The sequence below is a fragment of the Robinsoniella peoriensis genome, from assembly GCF_000797495.1.
In the GTDB taxonomy this organism is placed as follows: domain Bacteria; phylum Bacillota; class Clostridia; order Lachnospirales; family Lachnospiraceae; genus Robinsoniella; species Robinsoniella peoriensis.
Map to the genome: position 1 here is coordinate 248,370 of NZ_JTGN01000005.1, position 12,161 is coordinate 260,530.

General features: G+C 42.8%; 11 protein-coding genes. 1 reads left to right on the top strand and 10 read right to left on the bottom strand.

Features of this window, described 5'->3' with window-relative positions:
• Positions 1 to 161 precede the first annotated feature (161 nt).
• The 10 genes from QR40_RS12000 to QR40_RS12040 all read right to left on the bottom strand — a co-directional run bounded on the left by QR40_RS12000 (position 162) and on the right by QR40_RS12040 (position 11,332).
• Positions 162 to 1,211, bottom strand: coding sequence for an ABC transporter permease (locus QR40_RS12000; protein WP_044295164.1), 1,050 nt, complete (start codon positions 1,209 to 1,211; stop codon positions 162 to 164).
• A gap of 17 nt (positions 1,212 to 1,228) precedes the next feature.
• Positions 1,229 to 2,761 (bottom strand): sugar ABC transporter ATP-binding protein, encoded by a 1,533-nt coding sequence (locus QR40_RS12005; protein WP_044295165.1) that lies wholly within the window; start codon positions 2,759 to 2,761, stop codon positions 1,229 to 1,231.
• 24 nt (positions 2,762 to 2,785) lie between these two features.
• Complete coding sequence (locus QR40_RS12010; RefSeq protein ID WP_027292767.1) at positions 2,786 to 3,427, bottom strand: DUF2291 domain-containing protein; 642 nt, start codon at positions 3,425 to 3,427, stop codon at positions 2,786 to 2,788.
• Positions 3,428 to 3,801: 374 nt separating this feature from the next.
• The gene (locus QR40_RS12015) at positions 3,802 to 4,647 is read right to left on the bottom strand and encodes an RpnC/YadD family protein (RefSeq protein ID WP_052430814.1); all 846 of its coding nucleotides are present in this window, start codon (positions 4,645 to 4,647) and stop codon (positions 3,802 to 3,804) included.
• Between the two features lie 1,149 nt (positions 4,648 to 5,796).
• Positions 5,797 to 5,919 (bottom strand): hypothetical protein, encoded by a 123-nt coding sequence (locus tag QR40_RS32560; RefSeq protein WP_276325433.1) that lies wholly within the window; start codon positions 5,917 to 5,919, stop codon positions 5,797 to 5,799.
• Positions 5,920 to 6,008: 89 nt separating this feature from the next.
• A complete protein-coding gene (locus QR40_RS12020) occupies positions 6,009 to 6,623 on the bottom strand; it encodes an ABC transporter ATP-binding protein (protein ID WP_044295168.1) in 615 nt (204 codons plus the stop codon).
• On the bottom strand, positions 6,613 to 7,560 hold the full coding sequence (locus tag QR40_RS12025; RefSeq protein WP_027292764.1) for an ABC transporter ATP-binding protein: 948 nt from the start codon (positions 7,558 to 7,560) through the stop codon (positions 6,613 to 6,615). Before QR40_RS12025 ends, QR40_RS12020 begins: the two co-directional genes overlap by 11 nt.
• A gap of 9 nt (positions 7,561 to 7,569) precedes the next feature.
• The gene (locus QR40_RS12030; protein ID WP_044295169.1) at positions 7,570 to 8,430 is read right to left on the bottom strand and encodes an ABC transporter permease; all 861 of its coding nucleotides are present in this window, start codon (positions 8,428 to 8,430) and stop codon (positions 7,570 to 7,572) included.
• The gene (locus QR40_RS12035; protein WP_044295171.1) at positions 8,420 to 9,421 is read right to left on the bottom strand and encodes an ABC transporter permease; all 1,002 of its coding nucleotides are present in this window, start codon (positions 9,419 to 9,421) and stop codon (positions 8,420 to 8,422) included. The genes QR40_RS12030 and QR40_RS12035 overlap by 11 nt, the downstream gene beginning before the upstream one ends.
• Positions 9,422 to 9,547: 126 nt before the next feature.
• Positions 9,548 to 11,332, bottom strand: a complete 1,785-nt coding sequence (locus QR40_RS12040; protein ID WP_044295172.1) for an ABC transporter substrate-binding protein — start codon at positions 11,330 to 11,332, stop codon at positions 9,548 to 9,550.
• Positions 11,333 to 11,801: 469 nt separating this feature from the next.
• Here QR40_RS12040 and QR40_RS12045 point away from each other — a divergent pair, with 469 nt between their 5' ends.
• A complete protein-coding gene (locus tag QR40_RS12045; RefSeq protein ID WP_027292759.1) occupies positions 11,802 to 12,161 on the top strand; it encodes a BlaI/MecI/CopY family transcriptional regulator in 360 nt (119 codons plus the stop codon).

A 12,161-nucleotide genomic window follows, 5' to 3' on the forward strand; every position in this document is an offset into this window, starting at 1 on the left:
TATAAACTGTAAAGTCATCTGACTATACTTACAATACTACTATTATACTACATCTGTAAATTTTTTTATTTCCTTATTTTTCCATACAATTCCTCATATTTTTCCATATGTGTAACCCGGTCTGCGGTGGATGATATGTATTCCAGCGCTTTCTTCTCTGATTATTTGGATTCATTGCGAACCTGCAGCGCCATCTTCGCCTGCATATTTCTCTGGAACTGGTCTATGATAACCGCAGCCACAATTACGATACCTTTGATTACCTTCTGCCAGAATTCCGAAACTCCGCACATAACCATACCGTCATTAATAACGCCGATTACAAATGCACCTACGATTGTGCCGCCTATGGTGCCCACACCGCCAGCCATGGAAGTTCCGCCAAGTACTGCCGCCGAAATCGCGTTCATCTCCCAGCCTTCACCGGTTGCCGGATGTGCAGCAACCAACTGTCCTGCAGCGATCATACCAACCATTACGGAACAAAAGCCTGAAAACATATATACGTATGTCTTTACTCTTTTCACCTTGATACCGGACAGCCTGGCTGCCCTTTCATTTCCACCGATTGCCAGAACATGCCAGCCAAATGGTGTATACTTTAGAATAAGCGCAGCTCCCACTGCAATCAGCGCAAGTATGATTACACCTACCGGGATGCCTGCTACTGTACTTCCCAAAAACTCAAATCCATTGTTGCCCAACACTTTGTTACCTACAATGTTGGAAAAAGTCTTACCTCCGGAACGGAGATTTGCAAATCCTCTTGCCACGTTCATAATTCCAAGTGTGGCAATAAATGGTGCCACATTAAATTTCGTTATAATAAAACCATTCAGCCATCCTGCAAAAACACCTACCAGGGCAGTAATTAAGATTACCCAGGGTACGCTGAAATAAATCGTAACTCCAAACATTGGAAGTGTCAGGCCTTCATTAATCAATCCGCCTGCAATCATTCCTCCCAGCCCTGCGATAGCGCCTACTGACAGGTCAATTCCGCCCGTAATGATAACATAAGTCATACCAAGTCCCAGAATTCCATAAAGGGCAACGTGTTTTGCAACCAGAAGTCCTGTATTCAATGTGAAAAATGTAGGTGTTATGATACTGAAAAACAGTACCAGCACAATTAAAACAATAAATGTCCTTCCTTTCAGCAGTGTCATGGCAATGGAATTATATGTACCTGTATTATTTTTCTTACCCATTTTAATTCTCCTCTTTTCTATGCATTAATCTGTGTATGGTGTCCTTTATAAGAGGACAGTACTAACTGGTCTTCCGTAATCTCATCTCCGCTGAATTCACCGGTTTTAATCCCGTTGGACAGGACAATGACTCTGTCTGCAATTGCTACGATTTCTTTCAGCTCTGAGGAAACTACAAGGATTGATAAGCCCCGTTCCGCATATTGGTTGATAATATCAAACACTTCCGTTTTGGCTCCGATGTCGATTCCCCTGCTGGGTTCATCCAATAGCAGTATTTTGGGATTGGTCAGGATTCCTTTTCCGATGACACACTTCTGCTGGTTCCCCCCGGAAAGGGAAAGAATCGGCAGCTTTTTATCAGCCACTTTAATTTGAATGTCCTGAATCTGTTCTTCAACATGCCTGCTTTCTTCTTTTTCATTCAGGAAAAAATGTCTGGCATATTTCTTCAGGCTGGAAAGGGAAATATTTTTCCCGATGTCTAACGTCTGCACCAGCCCTTCTGCCTGGCGGTCTTCCGGCACCAGTGCAAAACCGCGGGCAATCTGTTCGGAGATGTTACGGATCTGTAATTTATCACCATCTATCATTACCTCCCCGGAATGTTCCGGCCTCATTCCCATGATGCATTCAAATATTTCTGTCCGCCCTGCACCCATCAACCCGTATATTCCCAGTATCTCGCCTTTTTTCAGGTTGAATTCTATGTCTTTCAGAAGATATCCACCGCCCTTTTTGGGAAGTGTCAGCCCTTTCACCTCCATTACCGTCTCTACTTTTTTCCAGTTAATACCACGCTCTTTTTTCGGATAGGATTTCCCTTCGCCTACCATTCGCTGAACAATCCACGGTACATCAATATCTTTTACTTCTGCCTTGGCTACGAACTTTCCATCCCGCAGAATCGTTACGTTATCACCGATCCGCATGATCTCTTCCAGTCGGTGGGATATGTATACAATTGACATACCCTGGCTGGTAAATTCCCTCATAAGTTTGAATAAAACCTCTACTTCCTGTTCACTTAAGGAAGAGGTTGGCTCATCCATAATGAGGATCTTTAAATCTTCCTGCACTACATTCCTGGCTATCTCGATCATCTGCTGCTGTCCAACCCTCAGGTCCCCCACGAGAATATTCTCATTAATGGGATGTTCCAGCCTCTCTAATACTGCCCTGGTCAGTTCTGCATGCTTTTTATTATCCAGCTTCAGTCCCTTAGTCTGTTCTCTGCCCATAAATATATTCTGGTATACATTCAGGTTTGGATACAGGCTGAGCTCCTGATGGATAATGCCGATTCCATGTTTTCTCGCCTCTGTTGTATCTTTGAAGACGACCTCTTTATCATCCATATACATTTTACCGGAGGACGGCTGCTCAATTCCCGCAATTAACTTCATCAGCGTAGATTTGCCTGCTCCGTTTTCTCCGATTAAAACATTGACCTTCCCTTTCTCAACGTCATAGGAGACCTGATCTAGCGCCTTTGTTCCGGGATAAATTTTATTCATGCACTCGGCATGTAAAACCACATTTTCTTTCATTTATATACCTCACTGCCATTTCGCTTATTTTTCGGTGATACTGATTGGTGTAATTAGTATGGATGTATTGTCACTGACCGAGAAACATCCCACAAACTCTATGGTCTTTCCTTTCAGCCCTTTTGCAATGTCCGGATTAATAACCGTCTTCTGAATCAAAGCGTGGATACCCTGTGATACCTGGGCATATTCTTCCTGATTGGTATAGTCCCCAAACTTAATAAATGACAACGCATCTCTCACGGCCGAGCCTTTAATAACGGAACCTATCTGCATTTTGATTTCTTCCGGTCCCGAATAGCCCTCCAGGGAAACCGTCATGAAACCCGCTTTTTTTTCTGCCTCCACTTCCTGAACCGTTACCGTTCCCTTTACGGTATAAGTCAATTCTCCCGAATCTCCCATGGAATATTTTCCATACTTCTCTGCAACAGATTTCAGATCCCCGTTTGCTTCTGTCAGTAACGTGCCAAGATCCACCGCTTTTTCACCCAGCTCCGGCAAAGCCTTTGACTCCCAGAAAGAGGCAACATCGTCTCCTGCACTGAATTTTTCTTCACCTGTCAGAGCTGCCTCATCTCCTATTTTTACTACCTTAATACAGCCTGTCAGTGAGGTTGACGCCAATGACAGGGCTAATAGCAATATTACAATTCTTTTTTTCATACATTCTCCTTCTTTCCATACTTTTCATTCTTTTCAAACATTTTAATATAAAAAATTAATAACTTTTATATAAATTATTTATATACATTTTAACAAACTCCCTAATCCAAAAATATAATCATTCTGAAATAAAATATAACGATTCTGACTTTTTACTTTCCGGGCGGTGGTTTTCTATGTTCTTTCTATATGTATATAATTTCGGGCAGACGAAAAAGATTCCGGTACTGCACGTTAAATTGCAGTACCGGAATCTTTTTATATTCGTTCTTTTACAATCTTTTTTCTATCCGCTTTGTATATAGGTAATGTACGAAAAGATGGGGAAAACTGGTATGGAAAATCTGCATGTAGATCGTACTTTTCCTATCCTCTTACATTGATATACTTTTTGGTATCTTCAGGATATCTTCTATTGCCATTTCTGTAAATTCTGCTATCTCCTGTATGGTTTTCCCGGCACGAATCATGTTTTCTGCAATTTTTATCTGCTTTCTGTGTTCACCTTCCTCCAACCCTTCCTCAAATATGATTCTCTCTACTTTCAACATACGAATTTCCCTCCTTATCTCTTCTGCCAGCTGACTGCTTATAATCTTATCAGCGAAAGTCAATAGTCCCGCCATAATAAACGTGCGGTCGTTTTCATTTTGTATTTCTTTTGCTAACATGATGATTTCTTTTAGAAGAACTTGTTTTTCTTGTTTTCCTTTTACTGTTAATGGTAATATAATCAGTTGCATATTTTCATCATCTGTCAGTTTCTCATGGCATTTTATTTTCTTCTTTATATTTTCATAAATACGGGCAGTGTCTAAGCCGCATAGAAATGCCTGCTCAATTTTAAAAGTAAGGCATCCAATATCCAGAACATCGTTTGCCTGTTCCACATCGGAGGTATATAGGATTAAAACCCTAATTTTCACCCCTATCCATCCCTTTCCCAACCTTTTTAATATTCTGCAGACATAGCTCAGATAATCTAAAATATCATCATTTAAAAATTTGCTTTCATAATCTACCAGTACAATGCTGTTATCTTCCAGCAAAAACAAATTGTCTAATCTCAGCTCATTTACTTGAATGCTGGGCAGATTGGTTGGCAGTACCTCTATGATCCTGGGTAAATCGATTCCGTAAACAGAAAATGATTTCTCTTTTAGTGACTCAGCAAAAATTTTAGATAAAATATCTTTGTTTTGATACGCAATTCCTTCCAACGACAGCACTCTCCTTCACGTGCAAACGTACCATCATACATATATTACGTGAAAAGGAAAATAACTTTTAAGTATATATGTAACATCATACTTTGCTTAACAAACAGGGGTTTTTGATTTGAATAAATCAGAAGTTTACAGAAAATAAAAGATTATAAAATACACATAAATTGATCGGTGAATTTCTTATTTTTTTTAATATATCATAACTATAAGAATAATGCAAGGGTTTATTCTACTAATACTACAATTCATAATTTCCGCTTATAAATATACTACAACAATACTGGTCTTTACTTAGCGAGGATATCGGGAGTCCATGCGGTTATAAAATACTAAATTTGGGTTTAGCTGATTAAGACGCTTTGTAGATGTAGGTAGTGTACGGAAAGAGAAGGGGGCGGACCAGGACATTGGTTTGAAAGGCTTACCGCAGAACTGGCATTTTCTAACCTTCCCGGAGCACTTTTTGGCGGCACGCGGGCATTCGCTCCGAAATCCTGATGCATTTCGCAGCTCACTGCCCGCTTAGTATCCGATGGGAGCCAGTCGAATACTATCCGCCAAAAAGCACTTCGGGAAGGTAAGTAAATGCTCAGCTCTGCTATACGCCTTCAAAACCAATGTCCTGGTCCGCCCCCTTCTCTTTCCGGGATGCAGTTTATTGATACAAAGCTGGTTTTCTCAGCAGGGTGGGACCCCGGGCATGTGGCATGCCGGACGTTATTGGCTTAGATCACATATCACATAAAAACCAATAAACCAGCTGGATGTTATCATTCTGAACTGTCTCTAAATTCTACTGCAGTATATTTGTGATTTTAGTACCTACATCCAGTTAAGTTTGTGATCAGGAAAGCAGGTAAAATTTCGTCTTATCATCCCCCTTTCACACTGAACTGCCGTAACACACTCTGCTGCATCCAAAAACGAATAGACCGTCACAGCCCAGGGGTCTCCACCAGGCTGAGAAAACCAGCTTTGTGGCAGTAAACTGGATCTCGGAAAGATGGGTGTGGGAAACTGGTATGGGCGGAGGAAGCGTAGAGCAGAGCTGAGTATTTACTTACCTTTTCGAAGTGTTTTTTGGCGGATAGTATTCGACTGGCTCCCATCGGATACTAAGCGGGTACTGAACCGAGAAATGCATCAGGATTTCGCGGTGAATACCCGCGTGCCGCCAAAAAGCGCTTCGGAAAGGTTAGAAAATACCAGTTCTGCGGCCAGCTGACGGAGCCCATGCCAGTTTCCCACACCCATCTTTCCGTACATTACCTATATCTACAAAGCGTCCTAATCAGCTAAACCCATATATAATACACAATAGTGTCCCTTCCCCGTACAACCTGTTCAATGTAATACTAGAGCGTGTTCTGATCACGCAAATCAATAATAGTTGTACAAACCCGCTCAGCCAGCGCTTTATTATGTGTCACCATCAGCAGTCCCAGATTCCTGCTTTCTACTTCCTTCAGCATGAGCTTCCAGATCTGAGCCTGGGTAATCACATCCAGCATAGTGCTCATTTCATCCGCCAGCAGAAAATGTGTTCCATGAAATAAGGATCTTGCCACACAAAAACGCTGTAGCTCTCCCCCGGATAATTCCCTGGGATATCGACCCAGCCACTCGCTTTCTATTCCCAGCGCCTCCATCACCTCATCCCGGAACATGCCGGATTCCTCCAGTACTTTTTTCATCTTCCATCTGGGATTAATTGCCTTTTCAGGATGCTGGTAGATCAGCTGGACCGGGCAGACGCCTTTGGGAGTCATTGGTTTTTCGTCCAGCAGTATCTCTCCCTGATCCGGCTTTAAATATCCGCCCATCAACCGTAACAGTGTACTTTTACCATAGCCGCTGGGGCCCACCAGCCCTACCCGCTCTCCTTCTTCCACTTTCAGGTTCACATCCTTTAATATCCAGGGAGCATTTTCATGATATCGAAAACTGACATTTCTAGCCTCAAGTTGCATGAATACACCTCACAGTTCCCCCACGCAATTCCTGCATAGGTATTTTTTCTTCACATTCCTTCGTCCGAAATGGACATCTTGGTGAAAACAGACATCCTTTAGGAAGGGTCTTTGCATATGGCTGAAATCCCGGTATTGGTTCAAATCCGTTTTGGGGCAGCGCGTTCCAGAGCGCTTTGGAGTACGGATGTCGCAGAGCCGATGGTCCTGTGATAAAATCGGAGGATGGTGCCATCTCTACCGTTGTTCCTGCATAAAATACAGCTACCCTGTCTGCCACATGAAATGCCAGGTCAATATCATGGGTAATTAAAATTACGGATTTCCCGCTGTCCGCCATTTCACGGAAGCACTGCAGTGCCTCCAATGCCATTTCCAGATCCAGACCGGGTGTTGGCTCATCTGCGATAATCAGCTGTGCGCCGCTGATGATTGCCGTGGAAACCAGGACTCTTCGTGCCATCCCGCCCGACAGCTGGAACGGATAATACTTTTCTATCTTCTCGTCCAGTTTAAACCGTTCAAATACTTCTTTTTGTGCATTTCTCTTTTCTGCCCCCGGATGCTCTCCCAAAACCTGGGAACCAATCCGCATCGACGGGTCCAGATAAGCTACCGACTGGGGCACCAATGCAATTTCCGTTCCACGCAGTGTTTCTTTCTTTTTTTGTGTTAAGATTTCTCCTTTATATAACATTTCACCGGATATTGCAGCATTTTCCGGGAGAAGCCCCATAACTGCATGGGCAAGCAGGCTTTTTCCCGAACCGCTGGATCCGGCTATTGCTACGATTTCCCCAGGCTTTACATCCAGGCTTAAATTCGAAATAACTTTCAGGTCATACTGTTCCAGACCGGTATCATACATGTGGAAAGAAACTGATAAATCCTTTACCTGAAGAACAGGCTCTCTGAGTGAATCACTTTTTACAGACATTTTAACCTCCTATTCATGTGCACTGTATGGGTCCACGATTTTCTTTAAATTTTCACCAAGCCTGTCGAACAGCAGAACAATGATAACCAGCATCAGTCCCGGGAAAAATGCCAGCCACCACATGCCGGTGGAAATATATTTCATGGATTCTGATAAAATAATTCCAATCGCCGGCTGTTCCGGTGACAACCCAAATCCCAGGAATGTCAGGGAAGATTCATGCATGATAGCATGGGGAAACATCAGGATCAATCCGATGATAAACTGGGGAACCATATGCGGCAGTATGTGGTTAATTGTAATCCATCTGCTGGAATGACCAAGCCTTCTGGATACTTCTATGTATTGCTGGGAACGGATCTGAAGTACTTCACTTCGAATCAGACGCGCCAGTCCGGTCCAGTGTGTTACCGCAACTCCAATCAGAACACCTTTTAAACCTTTTCCACATGCAAAGGATATTAAAATTAATAATACTGTGTGGGGAATTCCCATGACTAAATCAATTAGCCAGTTAATAAAATGATCCAGCAGGGTGGAACCGGATGCCGCAGCCACCCCTACAAATAATGCAATTACCGCACTTACTGTAGATGCAACTGTCCCAACCACAATGCTGATAGACAAACCTTTTACCGTTCTCACTAACATATCTCTACCCAATAAATCTGTACCAAATGGATGCTTGAAGGATGGTTTCAGTCCTTTTTGGGAAAAATCTGCCTGTATGAGATCATTGCTCATAAAAGTACCCGCAAGATATACCCCCAGTATAAAAAGAAAGATAATAATAATTGTAATAATTGTGCGTGTTCTGCGGTTTATGCGCAACTTTTTTACTTTAGTTCTCTCAGCTACACTATTGTTCACTCTGATATCCCTCCCTGATCTGCGGATCAACGCCCCCGTAAATAATATTTGCAAGCAGATTACCCGTGAATACAAAAACTGCACTAAACAATGTAATGCCCAACAGCAGCGGAATATCTGACCCCATGCCTGCAGCAGAGGCAGCCGCTCCCAGTCCGGGATACGAGAATACGGTCTCCGCCAGCACCGATCCGCCAAACAGTTCACTAAAGGAGCCAAACTGCATGGTAACTGCCGGAAGCATAATGTTGCGCAGGCCGTGTCTCTTTAGAATGCAGAACCGGGACTCCCCTTTCGCCTTTGCAAAAAGAACGTAATCGCTTTCCAATACATCTGTGAGTTTTTCCCGGGTATGCAGTGCAATATTGGCAAATGACAAAAAACTGAGTGTGAGCGCCGGCAGGATAAGATGGTGCAGGCGCTGCCAGATCGTGACCTGATCCGACGGCACCCCTTTTGGAACACTCATTCCCATAGGGAACCATCCCAGCTTAGCCGAAAAGACCATCAGCAGTATAATTCCAATCCAGAAGGTGGGAATAGCGCACATAGTCAGACAGATCTTTTTTAAGATCCTGTCAGGCCATTTTCCGTTAAACGCACCCATCACGCAGCCGATGGAAAATCCGATAATTCCTGATAGCAGCCATGCAGTAATCATAAGCGCCAGGGATGCCGCAAACTTTTCCCCTATAATATCCAGCACCGGTCTTCTATAGATCAGAGAGGTCCCGAAATCCCCTTGGAGCAGAGATTTCGCCCAGATACCAAACCGTTCTACAGGCGGCTTGTCCAGTCCCCAGTACTGGGCAATCTTCTCTCTCTGTTCCATACTTACATTTGGTACAGCACCCACATACTGCTGTACCGGATCCACCGGCGACATACTTACCAGAATAAAGCTTATGATACTGATTGCAATTAAAAGTGTAACCAGCCTGACCATATAGCGGCCGGTAGTCTTAATAAATCTCTTTTTCCCCACTTTCATTTCTCCTTTTTTCCAAAATTTATATCCATAAATATAATGTATAGCGTCCAGTATGCCACAACCCTGAAGTCCCGCACTAACGCAATTAGGGGACGCGGCTAAATCGCCTGTCCCCGTAAAGTTTCATTATGAATTCCATTTCCATTCTGCCAGATTTGCAATCAATGGCCATGCGGCGCCATGTGCATGGATTCTCTGTTTGCCGATATCCAGTCCGTCTTTTACATAATACAGATGCGACATATTCACATAGAATGCCCAGGGTGCCTCACCCCGCATGGAGGTACCGGTTGTCCCATCCCATTGTGCTTTCTTCCACCATTCCAGTGATTCTTCAAATGTCTTTGAATTCATAGCTGTATCCAGATATTTATCCACTGTTTCATTTGTAAAAAATTCAGGATTATAGAAATCAGTTTTTCCGGCATTGCTGCTGTGGAATAACATATAGGAAGTCATCGGGCTGTCCGATCCCCAGCCCATGATCATGGGTTCGGAGAACATTCTCTTCACGGTGTCATCTGCGCTTACACCTTCAACATTAATCGCAATTCCAAGGTTATCTTTTGCCTGGTTTGCAACAGACATGGCTACTGCCTGCCTCATGGAATCTCCTGCAAAATACATCAGATTGAATTCAGCCTTTAACCCGTCTTTTTCGCGGATTCCATCATTATCTGTATCAATCCAGCCTGCATCTTCCAAACCTTTTACGGCATAATCAATATCGGTATCGATTTTATCCTCTTCGTTCCACCAGGGAAGTCCGTCACATTCAGAATACGCCGGGTTTGCAAAACCGTTCAATGCCTCACTAATGATTTTTACACGGTCAATTCCATAACTCATAGCTTTTCTGACTGCAAGATCGGAAGTTACGTTATTACCGATTTTGTATCCGTCTTCCGTAACTTTTCCTTCATCGGGTACAGTTGGCATTGTAATTCCGCGGTTATCAACGGAGTCTACCGATTTCACCTGCATACCGTCAATCTGCGTAGTTGCCAGCGTTGCTGATGTAAGTGCAATGTCCACATCACCTGACTGGGCAGCTACAAAGCGGGCATCTTCTTCCTGCACAAGAAACACCGCTTTTTTAATTTCCGGCTGTTCCCCGTAATAGTCTTCATTTACTTCAAAAATGAACTGCTGTCCCTTATCCCACTGGGTTAATTTATAAGGTCCTGATCCAATTGGCTCCATCCCAAAATTATCGGTATAGGAATCTTCCGGTACAATACCCGCTCCTGCCAACGTATAGATAAAAGTCACACATGGTTTATTGAGTTTGAATTCTACCGTATGATCATCAACCGCCGTACAGCTATCCAGCATTGTCAAATCCACATAAGTGGCTTTTTCTTTTGTTGTGTTAAAAGTAAATGCAACATCGGATGCATTCAGTTCTTCTCCGTTTGTAAATTTAACGCCATCCCGGATTTTAAATGTCCAGGTTAATCCGTCTTCGCTCATACTGTAATCGGAAGCCAGATCATTCTCCAGTTTATTATCTCCGTTGATTTTAACAAGTGTACTATAGAGAGGTGAACCAGTGTAACCAAATCCGGTACATGGATCCCAGCTATCCGTATCATTAGAAAAACCAACAGTAATTTCTGATTTTGCAGAAGTGTCTGTGTCATCACCCTTCTTGCTTTCCTTCTCTCCCGCTTCCATATTTTTGTTTTCGGTACCCTGGCTTTCGGAACTCTGAATGCTGCTATCCTGACTGTCTTTTCCCTGGCTCCCGGTATTTTTGTCTCCGGTGCTATGACTTTCAGTACTCTGCCCTTGTGCTGCTTTATCATTCTGCTTAGCGATAGTTGTTCCCGAATCGCCTGAACCACTGCAGCCTGATAAGATTGCTGCCATACAAAATAGCGCAATGACCGTTTTCATTCTCTTTTTCATTTGTATTTCCTCCCATTTCTGTTGTGTTTTTCCATTATATCTATAAACAATATGTCACACAAGCTCCCCCTGGGGTTCTTTTTTTTATTTATAAGTAATATGCCAGAGGTAAATAAAAATAGCAGAAAAACTCGAAAAAAAGGCAATTCTCCGTTCTGATAACTGCCTGTAATCCCTTGTAAGGAATGTGTGCTTACCTATACTTTGCATTTTTCTGTCCAACGGCAACCCGGGGGATAGGATACATCGCTGCAGTAGCCACATTCCCGGATCAGCCCCTCATCTCTTTAGCATTGGTAATTGGACCTGTAATTGAATTACCCGTGCTGTCAATCATATCAGCCATTTTAAATAAGTGGCGAAAAAGAAATTAGCTCACTACTAGAATAGTCATTGACTTCATGTGACTATTGTGATAGTATAACAATATAGTTAACTATTGTAGTAGTCACGTGAGAGGAGTATTTAGATGGATATGAAACTTTTCGATTCAGAATTAAAAGTAATGGAGATTTTATGGAAGGAAGGTGATCTTTCCGCCGGACAACTAGCAAAAATGTTAAAAGATGAAACCGGCTGGAACAGAAACACAACTTATACCGTGATTAAAAAATGTATTGCAAAGGGAGCCATTGAACGTTATGAACCGAATTTTATGTGCCGCAGCATGATCAGCAGAGAACAGGCGCAGAATTATGAGACAACGGAATTAATTGATAAAATGTTCGACGGATCTAAGGAACAATTTTTTGCCGCATTTTTAAATGGTAAAAATCTCACAGATGATGAGGTTGAACAATTACGGCTTTTAGTTGAAAAGCTGAAATGA